This window comes from Psychrobacter muriicola 2pS (assembly GCF_904846535.1).
Classification (GTDB): Bacteria; Pseudomonadota; Gammaproteobacteria; order Pseudomonadales; family Moraxellaceae; genus Psychrobacter; species Psychrobacter aquimaris.
This window is the reverse complement of the sequence record NZ_CAJHBC010000003.1, coordinates 295313-314899: the sequence shown is the minus strand read 5'-3', so window position 1 is coordinate 314899 and position 19587 is coordinate 295313. Positions and strand designations below refer to the sequence as shown.

The window sequence follows — 19587 nt, the reverse complement described above, 5'->3', positions numbered from 1 at the left end:
ATTTGATAGTTGGAGGGTATCTTGTTAAGGTGACCCTCCTAAAAAACTAAGGCTAACAAACAAATGGATCATGTAAAAGTTGGCAGGTTAGGCCCTTTTCCACGGGTAAGTAAACCTGTGTTTATTATTTCAGCGCTACTTATCGTTGGATTTATCATTTTTGGTGCATTTTTTACTGAAACCGCCGGTGCATTATTTAGCTTTTTACAAAGTTTTATTACCAATAAATTCGGTTGGTTATTTATTATTTTAGTAAATTTAGCATTATTGCTTTGTATTTATCTTGCGATGAGCCGTTATGGCGATATTCGCTTGGGCGCGCAAACTGAGACGCCACAGTATAGTCTGTTCTCATGGATTGGTATGTTGTTCTCTGCTGGTATCGGTATTGGACTCGTCTATTGGGGTACGGCAGAACCTTTATATCATTTTATGGCACCGCCCCTTGGTGAGGCTGAAACTATCGCTGCCGCTAAGCAAGCGATGAACATTACCTTCTTGCATTGGGGTCTGCATGCATGGGCACTGTACGCTATTGTGGCATTGTCTTTGGCTTATTTTCACTTTCGCCGTGGGCTGCCATTGTCGATTCGCTCAACGCTTTATCCTATATTGGGCAAAAAAATCTATGGTCCGTGGGGACATGCTGTCGATATCCTAGCAGTATTTGGTACGATGTTCGGTGTGGTAACGTCGCTTGGTCTTGGGGTTATGCAGATTAATTCAGGGCTTGAGCGATTGTTTGGTATTCCTAATAATCTAACGATACAGATAGCGCTGATTGTTTTTGTGACTATTTTAGCCGCTATCTCCGTTATGATGGGGTTAGACAAAGGCATTAAGCGCTTGAGCGATATTAATATCGGACTGACGACCATCTTGCTCGGCTTTATGGTTATTTTAGGTCCGACACTTTTTATCTTTGATAGCTTTCTAGAAAATATCGGCAACTATCTTTCGGTGGTTGTACCTCTAGGTCTATGGGGTGAGTCTTATGAAGGTCAAGAAAATTGGCAGTCAGCATGGACGATATTTTATTGGGCATGGTGGGTAAGCTGGGCACCATTTGTTGGTGTATTCATTGCTCGTATTAGCCGTGGACGTACAATTAGAGAGTTTGTGCTTGGCGTGCTACTCATTCCTATGATGATCTTGTTCTTTTGGTTTACAACCTTTGGTGGCGTTGCTGTTCATATGGAGCTGCTGGCTGCTATTGATCCAGCTCTCGTCAGTCCGGGTTTGATAGAAGCGGTGCAAGCAGATTTTGGTAGTGCGATTTTTAAATTGATTGAATCTTACCCTTTGGCTCAACCAGTCACGTTGATGATCGTCATTATGATTGTACTTTGGTTTGTGACGTCATCAGATTCAGCAAGCTTTGTGATTGATATGTTGACCGCAGGTGGTGATACCAATCCACCCAAAATCCAGCGTTTATTTTGGGCAACTACCGAGGGTATCATTGCAGCAATTTTGCTTGCAGCAGGTGGATTAAGTGCGCTACAAGCAGCAGCTATCGTAGCAGGATTGCCCTTTGCTTTGGTGGTATTTGCGATGATGTATGCACTACTTCGTGGCTTGAGCCGAGATCGATTGATACTGTATCGAGCTCAGCAGCACTTTATTACTGAAGAATCAGCAGATCATAACTCAGCCAATGAGTTCGCAGATGAGCACTTGTTGAAAGGTCCACCTAAAATTGTGAAAGGTGATTAAAAAGCTTTATATGTCTGTTTTAGAGCTGTTTTTTATGAGACTAATCATGCAGTTAGCTTGTATTGGTTTTACGTAAAAGTACAATATAGTAATTGTTATTTAAAATCCTAAGATGCATCGTTATCTTAGGATTTTTTTATTTGTTGACCAATAGCAAGGTTATAAAGTGTCTGATTCGATTTGATAGTTGTGTAGTATCTTGGTAAGGTGAGCCCCTTCAAAAATTGAGACGACTAAATGGATCATGTAAAAGTTGGCCGATTAGGCCCTTTTCCACGGGTAAGTAAACCTGTGTTTTTAACTTCAGCCCTATTAATTCTTGTGTTTATCATTTTTGGTGCTTTTTTTAATGAGCAGGCTGAACTGGTATTTGGTCAGGCAAAAGCATTCGTGTCTTTACGCTTTGGCTGGTTCTTTATTGTAGTGGTCAACTTAACGTTGGTGATGAGTATTTACATGATATTTAGCCGTTATGGCGATATCAGGCTTGGTCATCAAAATGAGAAACCAGAATACAATCTAGTATCTTGGATCGGTATGCTATTTTCAGCTGGTATCGGTATTGGGCTGCTTTATTGGGGTACGGCTGAACCCTTGTATCATTTTATGGCGCCGCCGTTAGGAGAAGCTGAAACAGTGGCTGCCGCTAAGCAAGCGATGAATATCTCGTTCCTCCACTATGGCTTACATGTGTGGGCGCTCTATGGCATGGTCGCGTTGTCATTGGCTTATTTCCACTACCGAGTGGGTTTACCCTTGGCCATCCGTTCGACACTATATCCTATATTAGGTAAAAAAATCTATGGTGGTTGGGGTCATACGGTAGATACACTGGCGGTATTTGGTACGATGTTTGGGGTAGTGACCACTTTAGGTCTTGGGGTATTGCAAATTAACTCAGGTCTTGAGACGTTATTTGGTATACCCAATAATATTACAGTGCAAATTATTTTGATTGCCTTAATCACTATGTTGGCAGCTCTGTCTCTATTCATGGGACTAGATAAAGGGATTAAGCGCTTAAGTGATACCAATATATTATTTACTGTGATATTGCTCAGTTTTGTAATTATCTTAGGGCCGACCCAGTTTATCTTTAATAGCTTTGTAGAAAACATTGGCAATTATTTACATCAAATTGTGCCATTGGGTCTTTGGACAGAGTCTTATGATGGTCAAGAAAACTGGCAGGCGTCATGGACGATTTTCTATTGGGCATGGTGGATAAGCTGGTCACCGTTCGTTGGTGTCTTCGTCGCTCGCATCTCTCGTGGTCGGACTATTCGTGAGTTTATCTTAGGGGTGTTATTAATCCCTATCACTATCTTGTTCTTATGGTTTACCGCTTTCGGTGGTTCAGCAGTTAATATGGAATTAATGGCAGCTGCTGATCCCAACCTCATTAGCCCTGGCTTGATAGAAGCTGTTAAGGCGGATACAGGTAGCGCCATCTTTAAGCTCATGGAGTCTTATCCGCTGACATCGGCTGTGAACTTGCTTATCGTTGTGATGATTGTGCTTTGGTTTGTCACGTCATCTGATTCGGCCAGTTTTGTCATCGATATGTTGACATCAGGTGGGGATGCTAATCCACCTAAAATACAGCGTCTTTTTTGGGCAGGTACAGAGGGTGTCATTGCAGCCGTATTATTAGCAGCAGGTGGCTTGAGTGCGCTACAAGCAGCTTCAATTGTGTCAGGTTTTCCTTTTGCGATTGTGATAGTTGTTATGATGTACTCATTACTACGTGGCTTGAGCCGAGACCGTTTGATACTGTATCGTAACCAGCAATGGTTTGTCACCGAAGAGTCAGCAGAGCATAATTCAGCCAATGAGTTTCGTGATGAAAATTTGCTGACAGGCCCACCTGATATTGAAAAATCTGAAGGTTAGATTTTATTGATCTAAAAGATGATAAAGAAGCACTCGCTTACGATTAAGCGGGTGCTTTTTTATATGATTTGGCTGTCTTTTTTAGTTTTATATAGAGCATTTACACAAAGTTATGAAGCAAGGGGATTAAGAAGCAAGGTTATGAGCACTGTCCTTTGACATAACCCACTGCCGCCGTTGTGCCACATGCCGAACATGAGTTGCCCGCAGTGCGATAACTAAATCCTGAGTTGGTTTTTACTTTGACACAAACAGGGTCATATTGGGCAGTGCACATCGTTTGCTCAGGATTGTAAGATGGACACTTGATAAAAGGGTTGTCGCTGTTCTGTTGGCTGTGCCCAGTGGTATGAATAGGGGCGGTGTCAGGCGTATCGATGCTTTGGATATTATTACAGCCAGTCAAGGCAATAGTTACTGATAACCCTACTAACGACAGGCATGATCGCCATGATTTGAATAAGTGGTTCATAATCATATGTCCTTATAAATAGTGTTCGGTAAATCCCTGTTATCGATAGCCGGTTGCAACCATGTGATGAACAAGGCGACTCTAATTGATAGTAGCCTATTTATCAGCAGTCATCTACTAAATCATGGTTAATAAAAAACCCAAGCCTATGATTAAGCTTGGGTTTGAGTTACTACTATCAGTTTTAGACATGCTAGCTAAAGGCAATAGAACTATTTGGCTGCTTTGTCATCTTGATTAAGCTGAACATATTTATCAAAGTTCTGCGCATAATCAGTCAAGTTATCGCTCAGCATTTGGCGATACTGTTTGACATAAAACTCTACGATATCATCTTTTTCTTTGGCAAAGTCATCGCCTTTGACGAAACCGATAGAAGCGACAGACGCGCTATAGCGTGCGGCTGCATATAATAAAGAAGCGCCTACTTGTCCTGAATGAGCCTCAGGCCCTAATTGACTGTTTGCGACACCAATGATGGCATCAGCACGTTGATAAAATGCCTGCATTTCAGGGGTAATCTCAATGTTAGCGTCAACATTGTTGTCTTGAGTGTTGTTGTCTTGAGACATAAGTGACTCCTAATAAGTGTCGGTAATTTTAAATTTATAAAGATGGTTTGTAAGGGGTGCAACCTGATATTTTTACAAACCAGCGTCTGCTTTTAAGATCTCAGCTTTATCTGTTTTTTCCCACGTAAAGGCAGTTTCAGAGCCGGGACGACCAAAATGACCAAAAGTCGCCGTTTGCTGATACATTGGCTGTAATAAATTTAGCATACGGGTAATGCCGTAAGGGCGCAGATCAAAATGGGTGCGAATCAGACGGATAATTTCATCATTACTGATTTTATTCGTACCAAAAGTATTTACAGAGATAGATGTTGGCTCAGCGACACCAATAGCATAGCTGACCTGTATTTCACAGCGCTCAGCAAGTCCTGCAGCGACGATATTTTTAGCCACATAACGCACGGCATACGCAGCACTGCGATCTACTTTTGATGGATCTTTACCACTGAATGCACCGCCGCCATGACGCGCCATACCGCCATACGTATCAACAATAATTTTACGACCTGTCAATCCTGCATCACCAACAGGACCGCCAATCACAAACTTACCCGTTGGGTTGATATGATAGCGCGTACCAGCATGCAGTAAATCAGCTGGTAATACTTGTTTGATGATAGATTCCATTATCGCTTCTTGCAAATCTTTTTGCGAGATACTTGGATCATGTTGCGTTGATAACACCACAGCATCAATGGCAACAGGCTTGCTACCATCGTATTTTAAAGTCACTTGCGCTTTGGCATCTGGACGTAACCAAGGTAGCTCACCTGCGCGGCGCAGCTCAGATTGGCGTTCCATCAAGCGATGAGCAAATTCGATAGGGGCAGGCATCAATACTTCAGTTTCATTACTGGCATAGCCAAACATGAGACCTTGGTCACCTGCGCCTTGCTCTTCAGGGTCGCTACGATCGACACCTTGAGCGATTTCAGGAGATTGTTTGCCGAGCATGTTGATGACCGCGCATGTTTCGCCATCAAAGCCTAAGTCTGAATGGTGGTAACCAATACCGTTTACGGTATCACGCACGATACGCTCAACATCGATATTTGCCGTCGTGGTGACTTCGCCTGCTAGTATCACAGCACCTGTCTTAACCAAGGTTTCGCATGCCACGCGTGCATGCAAATCTTCACGTAAGATAGCGTCAAGGATGGCATCTGATATTTGGTCAGCCATTTTATCAGGATGACCTTCGCTCACAGATTCTGAGGTAAATAAGTTGTATTCACGCATAATGGGATCGCTTAATTGCAGGGACTGTAGTCTATGAACTCAGTCATTATTAAATGTATATAAAAATAAAAGGCGAAAACGAATAAAAAAATTAGCACATTTTACCGTGTATCGAGGTAAAACTCTAGCGATGGATAATACTAAGCGGTAACTAGACATGGATTAACCGTGGTAAAAGTCATCAATCTCACTATTTTCTTGCCAGCGATATTCAGTATAGTTGGCAATCTGACGTGCCGTATCGATGTCATGTCTGTCAGCGATAAAGCCAAGCGCCATGTCCATACCTGCACTGACACCTGAGGATGTATAAAATTTGCCATCGACAACCCAGCGTGCTTGCTCAGCCCAATGGACTTTGTCAGATTGTGCTATCACCCACTGCCATGACAGTTTATTAGACGTTGCACGCTTGCCATCTAAGACGCCAGCCTTAGCTAATAATGCGCTACCTGTACAAACGCTAAGTACCCAATTAGCATTGCCAGCCAAGGTTGTCAGCGTCTGCAAAAATGATCTGTGATTGATTTGCTGGCGAGTACCCATGCCGCCAACCATCAACAAGATATCAGTCTGATGATCCAACTCGCTGACAGCGATTGTTTGCATTGCAACGCCATGCTTACTATGAATGATTCCACCGCTTAAAGAGGCAAATTGCAGACGATAATGCTCAGGCAAGCAACCAAACATCTCGATAGGTCCAAATAGATCTAAAGTCTCAAAATTATCGAATAATAGCGCGGTCAGCGTATGCATCTGGCTTCCTGATTTTTAAAATAACGTTTACAAAGGTAAGAGGGCGTCTATTGCATCTTGTAACCACGAGATTAGGTCTTTATTCATATAAAGTAGATCCATAAAGTCTTTTATAAATAGAGTGGTTATAGTTCTAAAAACTATAGCTCCAAGAACTTGGCTTTGTCTTTAAACATACATTCGTCATAAACAGGACAAGCACCGCATTTGGGTGTACGAGCTTGGCAGGTATAGCGCCCGTGTAAAATAAGATAATGATGCGCATCCACGATAAAATCTTCTGGGATACGCTCGACCAGCTTGTTTTCAACGATCAAGACATTTTTTCCAGTGGCCAGTCCCGTACGATTACCCACCCGAAAGATATGAGTGTCGACTGCCATGGTTGGCTGACCAAAGGCAGTATTTAAGACCACATTGGCGGTTTTACGCCCAACGCCCGCGAGAGACTCTAAGTCTGTGCGGTTATCAGGGACGGTGCTGTCAAATTTCTCAATCAAATCTCGGCAAGTTTTGATGACATTTTTGGCTTTGGCATTATATAGGCCAATATTTTTGATATAAGATTTTAGACCGTCTTCACCCAATGCCAAGATTGCTTCGGGCGTATTTGCTACGGGATATAGTTGCTGGGTGGCGATATTGACGCTCACATCCGTCGCCTGCGCAGACAAGATTACCGCGATCAGTAGCTCAAAATTACTTTTATAATTCAATTCCGTAACCGGCTCATCAATCGTCGCTGCCAGTTTTTCAAAAAATGGACGCACATCACGATTGGGCATTCGCCTCGATGGCGGAGTATCAGCAGTTTTGTGTTTGACGGTTTTACTCATGGTATTCTTACTATTTTTTGGCTATTGATAAGTGATAATTGATACAAGATATCGGAATAAATGCATTTTAGCGATGCTAGGTAGACTGTCTAACAAATGATAATTACGCTGTTAAAGCTGACTTAACTCCATTTGTAACGCGTCAAGCTTTACTTGTTTGCTTTCATTTGCACGGACACTTAGCTGCTTTTCTAGCTTTTTAATTTTACTACGAAGCTTCGCTGCGGCGATGGTGTTTTTTGCTTGTGCTTCGCTGATGTTCAACGATTGACTAGCGGCATTATTCAGTTTTGCTTCGACCATGCTGACCACAGGTCTGCTGTTGCTACTATCAGCCAGCTGCTCGGTGACGCGTCTTAAATGAGTATGATAACGCTGTCTTAAATCTTCTTGCTCTGTGGTACGTTCAGAGCTAGAAAGCTCCCGTTCAATAGTGACCAAATCGATGCAGTCGACTGGGCAAGGTGCAATACAAAGCTCGCAGCCCGTGCATAAATCCGTAAAGATAGTATGCATGTGCTTACCAGTACCGACAATAGCATCGACTGGACAGGCGGGGATACATTTGGTACAGCCGATACAGTCATCTTCACGGATAACAGCACGTACCTCGGTCGGACGTTCAGAGGTAGCATCTATTGGCCACTGAGAAGGCGCAGCGCTCAGTATCACTTCATGACTACCAATATCGATAATTTGAGCGATGGCATTGGTAACGGGTTGACCACCGGGTACACATTTATTGTATGGTTCATTCTCTAGCACGATAGCAGCGGCATAGGGCAAGCAGCCGTCTGGGTGCTCGCAAAGCCCACATTGTGTTTGCGGTAGACAAGCATCAATATGTGAGATTTTCGCTTGTATATCCGCAGGTAAGCGCTCTATATCCAAAGTGTCGAACAAGATTGGCAAATTGGTGAGACGGATGTGGGTGCTATTTTTACTAGTGGTGCTTTGCATATGCTTTAAAACCTTCATATCAGTGCTAAGCGCTTAGCGCTGACATTAGAATAATAGGATAATAACGATATTGGTAAATGCTGAATGCTGCATTGATATTATAGATTAAAGTGATAGACCTTGCTCATTGGCAATTTGTGCAATTAGCTCGTAAGCAATGCTACCTTTTGAAGGTATTTTTGGCAAATTTGATAGATCAAAAAAATCCGCATGCGATAGCTCATCTTCTTGAATGATAAGTTCACCACCTGCATAAGAAGCTCGAAAGCCCAGCATTAAATTAGAGGGAAACGGCCAAGGCTGACTGCTGACGTACCGAATATCTGATAGGCTGATATTCACCTCTTCTGCCACTTCACGCACAACCGCGTGTTCTAAACTTTCACCCACTTCTACAAAACCTGCAATCAAACCATACTGTAGTGCTTGTGAAGGGGTTTTTTGCTGTCCATAACGATGATGATGGGCTAGCAAAATCTGCATTTCACCAGTTTGCGGATTCGGTCGAGTGATAGCCGTGATGACGCAGGGCTGTACACGTGGGTATTGGCGCAATCGGCATACTGGACAGACCATGGCACGCTCATCTCGTTTGGCATGAATGGTTCGGGCAGCGCAGCGACTACAAAACTGCGTATCTGTTTGCCAGCGCAATAACTGTATTGCTTGGCTAAGCTGATCGGACAAAGCCACGGGCAACTGAGTAATCAGCTGGCGGTAAGGAACAAAAGCATTGCCGCTGGCCTCAGCGATGATAGGCAATGCAATATGATGTGCAATTGCATAGTCATAAGTAATGGCGCTAGCCGCTTGCGCAGTAAAGGTGTGGGCAGTGTTAATCAAGCCGTCGGCACTTTCTAGAGTGTCGGCATACTTCAGAGCATCTACACTCGCGTTAGTAGGATTAATATCAGACGACCAGTGACGCGGTGCTAGGCTTTCGAGTAGCGTGACATGACCAACTCGGTAAGCAAGCTGGGTTTCCTCGTCTGAATGTGTAGCGGACGGTGGTAATTCAAGCTGCACCGGCCACCATCCATTAGGTAGCTGGCGGCATAAAACAGTGTCATCACTAAATATAAAAGCACTGGTCATAGATAAAATTCCAAACCGATTAAGGTAAGTACGCATCAGTGTTGATACAGACTTCTTTAAATTGAAGTGTATAAATAAGTATTTGTGGCAGCAGAGCAGCGACCACAAATATATCGTTTTACTGCTTAAGCAAGATAGAAATTAGGCTGCGAGTAGATGACTCAAGCTCTGCTGCCCTACATCTAGCGCTTGTTTGCTGACCGGACGATTATGCTCAAAACCATCTAGATGATGATCGACGGCCATAATGACGTCAGCGATACAAGCGAGCGTACTGTCTTCAATACGTTGTCCACATTCGATACGCTGCTGAAGATAGTTGGCCAATTGACTGAGCATGCTTGCAGGTGTTGGTAGCTGTAAGAAGCGTACAGCCCCTGCTACCTGACGCATCATCTCAGGTATATTCTGGATATTGAGCATATCGCGCTCTGGCTCAGCCAAATAATCGTTAATGGCTTGTTCTGCGCTGGCAATAGCGGAACGACTTTCTTGTATCAAAGTATCATTAGCCGTATTGAGCTGATGTAAAGAGATATGCGGGTTATTCAGGGGCAAATAGATTGCCCCTGGTGTGTGCATTTCTGCCATTGCAATGGTGGCGTTTTCCGCATGCATCAATGCCAGCAGCAAGTGATCAAAATCGTCAGGCGAGGGCGTTTGCCAATGACTAACAGCTTCTGCTGCTACGCTGAGACTATTGGCTGCATTTGATAAACCAAGCAAGCGTAACGCTGAGCTCAATTCTGTTAGCTCTTCGATAATCTGTGCCGTTTGCATATCGACAGGATTTAATGAATCACCGCGTGCGTAGCTATCCACATTTTCTTTGATGGTATTGATTTGGGTCTGAATGATGGTGTTCAGCGTATCGGTCAGTGCACGATTAGGACCGAATAAGAAACGCTTCATTTGCTCAAGTTGCGAGCCTTCTAATTGGTTGCTGGCGTATTGTTCACGCAGTCGTTGCGCCGCATCACTGTCACGCTGGCAAGCAAAACTGACCAAATCAGCAAACCGTTTGTCCATCACAGGCAAGTAGCTTTGAAACTGCTGCTCTAAATAAATCAGTGTGTGTTTTTGGCTCAGGTTTAACGGTAATATCGTGGCAATATCCGTGACAGCTGCAGTAGCTGCTTGCCAGAATAGACTGCTGGTGTTTGATGCTATCAAAGCACACGCTGCACTCATGGCGTCAAGTTTCTGCTGATCGTCTGGGCTAACGTTACCATCTTGATTAAGCAGAGCGACTCCAAGACCACTACGATAAGCATAAGTTAGTAGTTCAGTGTCTAGGTTAAGCTCGTTAAGTGGTTGGAAGTTCTGTTCAGGGTTGGCAATGATGACACTACTGCTACCAAAAGCCGAAAAATAGTCTGCTGTGATAGGGGTTTCTTGCCCGTGAGCATTAAGTTTATTGATGACAGGCAGTAACAACGTTGGCTCTATCGACTCTGTCAAAAGTACAAACTCGATATAGCGATCCAGTGTCATAATGGCTTCTGATAAGTCCATAATCAAGCTGGTATCATTATTATCGCCATTATCATATAGGCGCTGTAAACCATTGACAATAGCGGTACTCAAAGCCTCTGCACCAACTAAAGATATCAGCTCAAAGATACAAGACAGCTGCTTTAGCACAGTGATAGAATCTAATAATAAAGGAGCTTGACTATTATCATCATTAAATTCACTCAGATGAATCTCAGTATCTTTTAAGGTTACGATGACCTCATCATGCAACAAATGTAACGATGGTAGGTTGAAATCAGTAACACTCAGCGTTGGGGCCGTTAACTTCATTTGCGCAGACTGGTTCATAGGTGTTTTTCCATAATGTACTGATGATAATGGCGAGGGTTTAAATGATGATCGAAAAAGCACTTGCTGGTGATGTTTTAACGCTTAATATAACAATAATTAAGCCTATATTATACAAATGTTATTGTACAAAGGTTGATATCACCAGCTTAAATGGCGACTACATATTGGCTTTTAGCTCAGGATACGCTTCTGCGAGCGATGCATACCATTTTTGATTGGTATTTTCATCTATCGATGACTCTAGCAATAAAGACGCTAAGTTGGCAAAGCTGGCATGGGCTGTCTGTCCACCGTCTGTTTGCGTATCTTCTTCGATGGCAAGTGTCACTTGCCCGCCAGTCATCGCCAGATAAACTTCGGCTAAAATCTCTGAATCAAGTAAGGCCCCGTGAAAAGTACGGTCTTGCTTGCCCACATCTAGGCGACGTACTAAAGCATCTAGGGTGTTTTTTTGCCCAGGGTACTGCTGCTTTGCCATGACCAGCGAGTCTGTCACTTGTACGCGCTCAGCAAAGTCATTCATACCAACTTTGGCAAACTCCATATTTAAGAAGTTCATATCAAAGGTGGCGTTGTGAGCGATGATTTCTGCGCCGTCCATAAAATCATAGAGCGACTGAGCGACTTGATCAAAGGTTGGCTTGTCGGTCAAAAATGCCTCAGAAATACCATGAATGCGAATGACTTCATCATCCATGCCGCGCTGTGGGTTGATATAAACGTGGAGTTTTTCGCCCGTAAATTTACGCCCGACCATCTCTACGATACCGACTTCGATAATACGATCGCCTTTTAGCGGATCAAGACCTGTGGTTTCAGTATCCATAATGAGCTGGCGATCAGACTCATGCCGATGGATAGGTTTGGGCAGCAGCGGTATGAAATGCGGATTGGCACGGCTGGTGTCGCCGTCGAATTTTGGTGTATCGGCTTCTTCTATGCCAGTAACGGTAGCGGGTACATGGTCATTTATCGTTGCTTCAGTCATGGACGTTTGGGCTTCTGGCATCTCTATTTTACTCATTAGTTTGCTAGCATTATGCTGATAACGATCGGCTTCTATTACAGCCTCTTTATTCATCATGTCATCTGCTAAGTTTGTATCGTTATCACTGTCTATGACATCTTCGTCAAGCTCATCATCTGTCATATCCAGACCCAGTGGGTCGAAACTTAGCCAATCATCGTGAGAAGCATTTTGAGCTGTATTAGGCATTATTTGCCCTTTTTTTTTAGCTGTGTCTTGCGATTCTATGGTCGATAATTCTTCACTGCTGGACGTCACGCCCAAGTTTGCCAGCTCGTCCGCTTTTTCATTGCCCGCATGTCCTGCGTGACCTTTTACCCAATGCCAATCAACATCGCGCTGCTGGCATAGCTTATCTAATTGTTGCCAAAGGTCTTGATTGGCGACGGGTTTCTTACTTGCCGTTTTCCAGCCTCTTTTTTTCCAACCCTCTATCCATTCGGTAATGCCTTTTTTGACATAGCTTGAGTCTGTCCAAATCTCGAGGTTGTGCTCATGCGGGCTATGGGTTAATGCTTGTATCGCACCCATTAATTCCATGCGATTATTGGTCGTCTCTTTATCACCGCCGTACAAATCTTGTGTACGGCCATCGCTAAAAATGAGATGTGCGCCCCAGCCACCAGCGCCCGGATTGCCTTTACAGGCACCATCTGTATAGGCCACGGTGGTTTCTGATTTGGCGGCCAACGGATTCATCGCGTTATTGGTGGTGAATTGCTGCGCTGAGGTGCGATTGTCTGACATAAAAAATTATTGACCTGAAAATTGATAAACTTAAGGAGAGTTAGAGAGATTTTGCTAGCGTTGTTTTTTACACTGGCTCTCCCTTTATATTTTGAGAATGAGTATAACAAATCTATCGTTGATGTGGGCAATCGTAATGCACAAAGTCGCAAAAGCACAGATCATAATAGTAACCCTGCCATTTTCTGTTAAAATAAGCTAGATTGTGATAAAGCGTCTATTTATATAGCGAAAATCTTTGTTCGCTTACTCAATCATCAGTGCCTATTTGTGAATAATCAACTTGTGAGTATTCAATACGCTCGAATGCAGGATAACCCTATTATGTCCTTACGCTCAAACGTTTTTTATAAAAAATTGACTCCTTTTATGGTTGCTATAACGGCGAGTAGTGCGCTGTTTTTGAGTGCTTGTAATGATAGCAATACTCAAGCCGATACCAACAAGGTTGAGACGGCAGCAGATTTATCAATATTTGAAGGTTGCTACACTGTCAGCCATGATGAGCCTGCCCAAATAAAAGTCAGTCAAAAAGATGGTGCATGGGTCATGCAAATGAAAGAGCCAGCAAGTGCAAAGCGTGTTTGGGATGATCCTGAGCCGCTAGAAGTGATTGAAAATAGCGATATACCGCAGTTTTTCTCTATTGACCCTGACAATGTTGATGCAGTCATTGGGCGTCCTGATCGAGTGCTAGTACTGGCTCATGTTAAGCCTGTCTATGCCAATATCGATCCATTATTAGACAGTGAATATTTATCCTATATTTATCGCGGTGCAAATACCATCTATCGTGTCGAGTGTGATGATGTTAATACCGATATTTTAGCCAATCCGCATGCCAATATTGTGATTGATAATGTTAATGAGAGCATCTAAATAAGCATGGCTCATAAACAGTATTTATGATCGATAGTATTTTTCTAAACAGTATTTTGCCATAAACAGACATGCCATTAGAGTTAAGCAATATGAATTTTTTTAGTTATGTGGTATTGGGCGGATTTTCTTATGCAGCAGGCTGGGCCGTCAGAACCTATGTACTGGATAATAAGCCTGAACCTGAGCAGCCTTATAATCTTAAGCATCCCGCCATCTTAGCTTACTTGGGTGGTTTCTTTATTATCATGCTGATTGTCTCGTGGCTGATTGGGCGTTATTTACTCGGACATGCTGCTATCGATTTGCCTTTTATTATCATCAATAGCATCGTTGCAACCTTTGTTTATTCGTTCGGTCTCAATCCAGAAAAAGCGCGTTATGATGTTCCAGATTAACGCACGTAGATAGTTGCTATTAGTGAATAAAAAAGCCACGGCTTATACATTGATTATCAGTCGTGGCTTTTTAGAATGATCATTTCAGTATGATAGCTTGCACAAGACTACGTGTTTTTCTTCAAGTTAGTAGCGGTTTTAGCAGCTGCTTGTCTTTTCTTCCAAGTTTGATATTTTTGCAAATCTTTTTCGACCAACTTCAAGCAAAAGGTTAGCACTAGTGCATCGTCAATATGACCGATAAAGGGAATGAAGTCGGGAATGATATCAATCGGGTTGAGAGTATAAAGCAGTCCAACCACGCCCGCTGAAATGGTCTTGTAGGGAATATCGCGATAGTTTCCTTGATAATAATCTTTAATCAAGCTCATGAATAGCATCAAATCTTTGGCAAAACGCTCAAGATGGCTGCTATCTTTTAGCTTTTCTTGCAGTTTTTCTTCTTCGTTGATGAGGTACTCTAAATCGGTGTCCAATATGTCATCTTTTTTCTGTTTATCAGTCGTTTTCTCAGCCATTATTATTATCCTTATTTAACCGAAATCGGTATTCTCATACTACAACAAAGTCGCGGGATGTGCCAATACGGCTAGGTTTTTGCTATGTACCATAGCGAAAAATTAAATATAGGCAAGGGTTGGGCAACTATCATGGCCAAAAAAACGTCTACAATATGCTGCTGTGATGTTTAAGCAAGCAGATTGCAAAGATAAAGATGGGTTAAAAATATATCAAAATAAAAACGATAAGGTGGCAGCGAGAGATGGTTTCCAAGAGTCAGTTATTAACAGATGATAAAAATAAAAATGGTCATACAGCGATTGAAACGGCAGCTGGCTTGAATCGTCGCCAGTTTTTACGTCTAGTAGGTCTCAGCGCAGGGGCAGGGTTATTAATAACCCAAAATATGACTCAGTCGCTGGCCTCCGATGTCATTGAGAAAAATAATAGTACGCAACTTACCAAGGATGATCTGCCAACTTCTTTATTGGATGAGCGCTCATCATCACAAACGCTTCCAACACAGACAAGTTGTATAACGCCAACGATTGAGACGCGGCTTTTTGCCAGTTCCAATGTCGGTGGTAGCAACGAGCGCAATCAATTAGCATTGGATCGCATGGTTTGTGCTGGTTTTAAAGTCGATAATCCTACGATTACCACGCGGCAGTATTTACGTTTTGCAGGTACTGATTCGCAGCGAGCCAGTGATTTACAAAACCTCGCTACTGGTGCGATAGCCGCCCCAAAACTGCTATTAGGCGTGCGCGGTGGCTATGGCGCTATGCGTATATTACCCATGGTTGACTGGACAACGCTAGGACGGATTATGAAGGAGCGCGGCACGATACTCGCAGGGTTCAGTGATGTGACCGCTATTCAATGTGCGCTACTGGCGAAAGGGTCGATGAGCTCACTTGCAGCACCGATGCTCTATAGTGAGTTTGGCAAAACAGCACCCGATCAAGTCAGTTGTCGGCAATTTGCTGAGGCCTTGAGCAATCCTAACCTCACTATCACCATACGAGATGCAGCTTTAACCAGTCAGCAACTGCCTACCATACTGACAACGGGTGAACCCAAAGTATTAACTGGTACTATTTGGGGCGGTAACTTAAGCGTCGTATCGGCGCTGGCAGGTAGTGAGTACTTACCACGTATTGATGACGGTATCGTGTTTTTAGAAGATGTGGGCGAGCAAACGTATCGCATTGAGCGCATGCTGTATGACTTGTATCTGGCAGGTGTGTTCAAAGATCAACAAGCAATTGTGTTTGGCGCGTTGTCCAGTACAGGCGAAGATAGCTACGACAAGCGTTATGATGTCGCCACGGTGATTCATCAATTGCATAAGCTGACAGGGTTACCGATTTATAGTGGCATGCGTTTTGGTCATATCGGGAAAAAACACAGCTTTCCGCTTGGGGCGACTTGCCAGCTGATTCCTAATACAGTGAGCGGCTATCAATTGTCATTTACCGATTATCCAACCATCAAGGCTGATGCTATCAATGTAGAAGGTTTATGGCAGACTGCTTAAATGCTAAGCACTAATGATTGCCGTTACTAAATCGCTAGCCGCGAAAATTTGTCTTGATACTCTTTGGGTGTCAATTCTGTCGCACGTTTGAACAAGCGCGTGAATGAAGAGATGTCCTCATAGCCGACTTGATCGGCAAGCGATTTGATGGTCACATTACCCAACTCGAGTAAGCGTTTGGCTTGCTCAATTCTGACGGCCTGAATATACTCAACTGGTCGCATCGCCACACTGGCTTGAAAGCGCCTATTCAAGGTGCGTGGAGTGATATTTGCCATGGCAGCCAAGCTACTGACTTGAATGGGCTGCTGGAAGTTTTGCTCAATGAATTCTTGGACTTGTTTGACCAACTGATCGGAATGCGGCTTGTGCAAAGTCACGTTGGTATAGCTATTCTGATTGCCTCGCTTGCTGTCAATAATCTGAGTTTTTGCCACTTGTGTAGAGATCTCCCGTCCGCAGTAGCGCTCTATTAGTAACAATCCTAAGTCATAAAAGGCACTGCCGCCTGCCGCACAAAATATGTTATCCGATTGGGTAACAAACTGGTTCTCTTGTAAGTCCACCAGTGGAAAGTCTGCCTTAAACTTATTGGCATAGCCCCAGTGGGTTGTGGCTATTTTATTGTCTAATAATCCTGCTTCCGCCAAGAAAAAAGCCCCGCTACAGTTGCTCGCAATATCAGCGTTGGTATTGGCCAGTCGTTTTAGATGCGGGAGTAGCTCACTATTTTGCCTGAGCACCTTATCAATGGAATCGCCAATGGTTGGCACCAGTAACAAGTCGCACTCTGTCACGTCTCGGATATCACAATGGGCATTAACCATTAAGCGATTGCTACATCTGATAGCACCGCCACCCAAGCTTGCGATCTGTACCTTAAATCTAGGCTCTACGTCTTCATCTAAAAATCGCTGCCAGCTCACCCCTGTGAATGAAAATAGGTCTAATGCACCAGCGAGCACACTACCTAGCACACCATCGAAGCCAAGAATGATTACTTTGAACGGTTTGAAATAAGGCATAAGTCTCTCGTGTCTTTAGGTGCGCTTGTTAAAAATAGGGTGTTCTTAATGAATTTTTCTTAAATTTTTGTCTCATTTGACCATGAATATGTCATAAATGACAATACGGCAAAGCGCTAAATTAGATTAATATCAATTGATAAGCATTTATGACCTTTGTTTTGCATTACTCAACGATGCAGTAAATAGAAGAGATAGAGTCATTACAGATGGCAGTAAGATAAACGGATTTTCATGACTTACGATATTTGAACTTTACTAAAAGAGACGACTATGGCAGCAGATACCCTGATCAACGACTTTGAATTACCGTTCCAGCTTTACGATGTATTGGGAACAGAAACCCTCACTGAGCACTCGAAGTTTTCAGAGCACAGCCGTGAGACCTTTGATGCGGTATTAGATACCGCAAATAAGATCGCGACGGATTTATTTTTGCCGCACAATCACTTGGCAGACAAGAATGAACCGCAGTTCGATGGCAAAAAAGTCAGCATGATAAGCGATGTCAAAGTCGCTTTTGATGCGTTTCGCGAGTCGGGCTTTATCGCTGGCCGTTATAGTTTTGAAGATGGCGGCATGCAACTGCCCGAAACGGTGATGACAGCTGTGGCAGGCTATTTTATGGCAGCCAACCCATCAACGACGGCCTATCCATTTTTGACCACTGCTGCAATTAATGTTATCTCACATTTTGCCAGTGAGGATATCAAAGCCGCCTTTATGCCGCGTATGCTAACAGGTGAGTTTACTGGAACCATGGCACTGACAGAGCCACACGCTGGCTCGTCACTTGCCGACATCAAAACCACCGCAGTTAAACAAGACGATGGTTCCTATCGCGTCAAAGGCAGCAAGATTTATATCTCAGCAGGGGATCATGAGCTATCTGAAAATATTGTCCATTTGGTATTGGCCAAGATTCCCGGTGGCCCTAGTGGGGTAAAAGGCATCTCTTTATTTGCCGTACCTAAGTATCGCTTGAACGATGATATGTCTGTAGGCGAGCGCAATGACGTGCATTTGACAGGTCTGATTCATAAGCTGGGCTATCGAGGGGCGACCTCGACGGCATTGAGCTTCGGTGATGCGGGCGAATGCTACGGTTACCTGATCGGTGATGAGCATTTTGGTCTGCGTTATATGTTCAAAATGATGAATGAGGCACGCATTGCGGTGGGATTTGGCGCTGCAATGATTGGCTATCGCGGTTATCAGTATTCGCTCGATTACGCAAAAGACCGTACACAAGGTCGAATCGCACCAAACAACAAGCCTGAAGATGATGCAACGGCTATTATTCAGCACGGTGATGTCAAGCGTATGCTGTTGGCACAAAAAGCCTATTCTGAGGGCGGTATTTCATTGTGCTTATACGGCTCAAACCTAATTGACCGTATCAATACCTGTGAAGACGAAACCCTAAAAAACGAGCTGACCGAACTATTGGATTTGCTGACGCCAGTACTAAAAGCATGGCCGTCTGAATATGGGCCAAAAGCCAATGATTTGGGTATTCAAGTATTGGGTGGTGCTGGTTATACACGTGAATATCATGCCGAACAGTTTTGGCGTGACAATCGTCTGAATCCTATTCATGAAGGCACAAACGGCGTACAGGCATTAGATTTGTCATTCCGAAAGTTATGGCAAAAAGGTGGTCTTGGTATTCAGATTCTAAAACGTGAAATTACGCAAGATCTAGAAAGTATCACTACGCCTGAGACTGCTGCACTCGCGGGTAAATTAACACCTTATATGGGTCATTTGCATGAAGTATTGGTGCATTTGAGCAAAGTGTTGCAGACAGAAGAGGCAATTACGCTCACAGGTAACGCCCAAGCGCTAATGAATATTTTTGCCTCAATCGTGCTGAGTTGGATTTGGATTCGCCAAGCCAGTAAAGCCGAGCAACTATTAATTGCAGAGCAGGGCAGCACCACGCAAGATTCTGATAAACAGAACTTCTACAAAGGTAAGATACAAGCGGCCAAATATTTCATTGATTGGGAACTACCGTTGATCAACCGTGATATAGCAATTTTAACCAACACCAATGCTGTTTGTACTGATATGCAAGCGGACTGGTTTTAAGAACAAC

Annotated in this window: 17 protein-coding genes; 6 read left to right on the top strand and 11 right to left on the bottom strand. The window is 43.5% G+C overall.

The genetic code is table 11. From position 1 onward, the window contains the following. Positions 1–63 precede the first annotated feature (63 nt). Together JMX93_RS06045 and JMX93_RS06040 are read left to right on the top strand one after the other, a co-directional pair. Positions 64–1716: a BCCT family transporter gene (locus tag JMX93_RS06045; RefSeq protein ID WP_443214451.1), complete on the top strand. Its 1653-nt coding sequence runs from the start codon at positions 64–66 to the stop codon at positions 1714–1716. 237 nt (positions 1717–1953) lie between these two features. After that, entirely contained in the window at positions 1954–3609 is a 1656-nt protein-coding gene (locus tag JMX93_RS06040) for a BCCT family transporter (RefSeq protein ID WP_443510657.1), read from the top strand. A 139-nt stretch (positions 3610–3748) separates the two neighbouring features. Here JMX93_RS06040 and JMX93_RS06035 read toward each other — a convergent pair whose 3' ends face one another. The 9 genes from JMX93_RS06035 to dnaQ all read right to left on the bottom strand — a co-directional run bounded on the left by JMX93_RS06035 (position 3749) and on the right by dnaQ (position 13143). Next, the gene (locus tag JMX93_RS06035) at positions 3749–4081 is read right to left on the bottom strand and encodes a hypothetical protein (protein ID WP_443541001.1); all 333 of its coding nucleotides are present in this window, start codon (positions 4079–4081) and stop codon (positions 3749–3751) included. Positions 4082–4293: 212 nt separating this feature from the next. After that, a complete protein-coding gene (locus tag JMX93_RS06030) occupies positions 4294–4653 on the bottom strand; it encodes a DUF3144 domain-containing protein (protein ID WP_193010919.1) in 360 nt (119 codons plus the stop codon). 72 nt (positions 4654–4725) lie between these two features. Then, entirely contained in the window at positions 4726–5892 is a 1167-nt protein-coding gene (gene metK, locus JMX93_RS06025; RefSeq protein WP_193010920.1) for a methionine adenosyltransferase, read from the bottom strand. Between the two features lie 162 nt (positions 5893–6054). Next, on the bottom strand, positions 6055–6651 hold the full coding sequence (locus tag JMX93_RS06020; RefSeq protein WP_499204177.1) for a DJ-1/PfpI family protein: 597 nt from the start codon (positions 6649–6651) through the stop codon (positions 6055–6057). 140 nt (positions 6652–6791) lie between these two features. After that, positions 6792–7487, bottom strand: a complete 696-nt coding sequence (nth, locus tag JMX93_RS06015; RefSeq protein WP_193010922.1) for an endonuclease III — start codon at positions 7485–7487, stop codon at positions 6792–6794. 111 nt (positions 7488–7598) lie between these two features. Continuing rightward, positions 7599–8447 carry an RnfABCDGE type electron transport complex subunit B gene (locus JMX93_RS06010; RefSeq protein WP_499204176.1) on the bottom strand — a complete coding sequence of 283 codons (849 nt, stop codon included), beginning with the start codon at positions 8445–8447 and terminating at the stop codon, positions 7599–7601. A gap of 105 nt (positions 8448–8552) precedes the next feature. Continuing rightward, on the bottom strand, positions 8553–9542 hold the full coding sequence (gene nudC / locus JMX93_RS06005) for an NAD(+) diphosphatase (RefSeq protein ID WP_499204175.1): 990 nt from the start codon (positions 9540–9542) through the stop codon (positions 8553–8555). A 141-nt stretch (positions 9543–9683) separates the two neighbouring features. Continuing rightward, positions 9684–11366 carry a hypothetical protein gene (locus JMX93_RS06000; RefSeq protein WP_499204174.1) on the bottom strand — a complete coding sequence of 561 codons (1683 nt, stop codon included), beginning with the start codon at positions 11364–11366 and terminating at the stop codon, positions 9684–9686. Between the two features lie 160 nt (positions 11367–11526). Next, entirely contained in the window at positions 11527–13143 is a 1617-nt protein-coding gene (gene dnaQ / locus JMX93_RS05995) for a DNA polymerase III subunit epsilon (protein WP_499204173.1), read from the bottom strand. A gap of 324 nt (positions 13144–13467) precedes the next feature. On the opposite strand from dnaQ, the gene JMX93_RS05990 reads away from it, so the two are divergent. Together JMX93_RS05990 and JMX93_RS05985 are read left to right on the top strand one after the other, a co-directional pair. After that, complete coding sequence (locus tag JMX93_RS05990; RefSeq protein ID WP_499204172.1) at positions 13468–14022, top strand: hypothetical protein; 555 nt, start codon at positions 13468–13470, stop codon at positions 14020–14022. A 92-nt stretch (positions 14023–14114) separates the two neighbouring features. Beyond that, entirely contained in the window at positions 14115–14420 is a 306-nt protein-coding gene (locus JMX93_RS05985) for a hypothetical protein (protein WP_499204171.1), read from the top strand. Between the two features lie 107 nt (positions 14421–14527). Here JMX93_RS05985 and JMX93_RS05980 read toward each other — a convergent pair whose 3' ends face one another. Further along, positions 14528–14938 (bottom strand): YkvA family protein, encoded by a 411-nt coding sequence (locus JMX93_RS05980; protein WP_193010928.1) that lies wholly within the window; start codon positions 14936–14938, stop codon positions 14528–14530. 245 nt (positions 14939–15183) lie between these two features. Between JMX93_RS05980 and JMX93_RS05975 the strand changes: the two genes are divergently transcribed. Further along, positions 15184–16461 (top strand): LD-carboxypeptidase, encoded by a 1278-nt coding sequence (locus tag JMX93_RS05975; protein WP_499204170.1) that lies wholly within the window; start codon positions 15184–15186, stop codon positions 16459–16461. 26 nt (positions 16462–16487) lie between these two features. Here JMX93_RS05975 and JMX93_RS05970 read toward each other — a convergent pair whose 3' ends face one another. Further along, positions 16488–17486: a GlxA family transcriptional regulator gene (locus JMX93_RS05970; RefSeq protein ID WP_499204169.1), complete on the bottom strand. Its 999-nt coding sequence runs from the start codon at positions 17484–17486 to the stop codon at positions 16488–16490. 273 nt (positions 17487–17759) lie between these two features. Here JMX93_RS05970 and JMX93_RS05965 point away from each other — a divergent pair, with 273 nt between their 5' ends. After that, positions 17760–19580: an acyl-CoA dehydrogenase family protein gene (locus JMX93_RS05965; protein ID WP_499204168.1), complete on the top strand. Its 1821-nt coding sequence runs from the start codon at positions 17760–17762 to the stop codon at positions 19578–19580. Positions 19581–19587: the final 7 nt, after the last annotated feature.

Excerpts from the sequence above, each read along its gene's own strand:
- JMX93_RS06045 (WP_443214451.1), top strand. The coding sequence starts at position 64 with ATGGATCATGTAAAAGTTGGCAGGTTAGGCCCTTTTCCACGGGTAAGT.
- JMX93_RS06040 (WP_443510657.1), top strand. The coding sequence starts at position 1,954 with ATGGATCATGTAAAAGTTGGCCGATTAGGCCCTTTTCCACGGGTAAGT.
- JMX93_RS06035 (WP_443541001.1), bottom strand. The coding sequence starts at position 4,081 with ATGAACCACTTATTCAAATCATGGCGATCATGCCTGTCGTTAGTAGGG.
- JMX93_RS06030 (WP_193010919.1), bottom strand. The coding sequence starts at position 4,653 with ATGTCTCAAGACAACAACACTCAAGACAACAATGTTGACGCTAACATT.
- metK (WP_193010920.1), bottom strand. The coding sequence starts at position 5,892 with ATGCGTGAATACAACTTATTTACCTCAGAATCTGTGAGCGAAGGTCAT.
- JMX93_RS06020 (WP_499204177.1), bottom strand. The coding sequence starts at position 6,651 with ATGCATACGCTGACCGCGCTATTATTCGATAATTTTGAGACTTTAGAT.
- nth (WP_193010922.1), bottom strand. The coding sequence starts at position 7,487 with ATGAGTAAAACCGTCAAACACAAAACTGCTGATACTCCGCCATCGAGG.
- JMX93_RS06010 (WP_499204176.1), bottom strand. The coding sequence starts at position 8,447 with ATGCAAAGCACCACTAGTAAAAATAGCACCCACATCCGTCTCACCAAT.
- nudC (WP_499204175.1), bottom strand. The coding sequence starts at position 9,542 with ATGACCAGTGCTTTTATATTTAGTGATGACACTGTTTTATGCCGCCAG.
- JMX93_RS06000 (WP_499204174.1), bottom strand. The coding sequence starts at position 11,366 with ATGAACCAGTCTGCGCAAATGAAGTTAACGGCCCCAACGCTGAGTGTT.
- dnaQ (WP_499204173.1), bottom strand. The coding sequence starts at position 13,143 with ATGTCAGACAATCGCACCTCAGCGCAGCAATTCACCACCAATAACGCG.
- JMX93_RS05990 (WP_499204172.1), top strand. The coding sequence starts at position 13,468 with ATGTCCTTACGCTCAAACGTTTTTTATAAAAAATTGACTCCTTTTATG.
- JMX93_RS05985 (WP_499204171.1), top strand. The coding sequence starts at position 14,115 with ATGAATTTTTTTAGTTATGTGGTATTGGGCGGATTTTCTTATGCAGCA.
- JMX93_RS05980 (WP_193010928.1), bottom strand. The coding sequence starts at position 14,938 with ATGGCTGAGAAAACGACTGATAAACAGAAAAAAGATGACATATTGGAC.
- JMX93_RS05975 (WP_499204170.1), top strand. The coding sequence starts at position 15,184 with ATGGTTTCCAAGAGTCAGTTATTAACAGATGATAAAAATAAAAATGGT.
- JMX93_RS05970 (WP_499204169.1), bottom strand. The coding sequence starts at position 17,486 with ATGCCTTATTTCAAACCGTTCAAAGTAATCATTCTTGGCTTCGATGGT.
- JMX93_RS05965 (WP_499204168.1), top strand. The coding sequence starts at position 17,760 with ATGGCAGCAGATACCCTGATCAACGACTTTGAATTACCGTTCCAGCTT.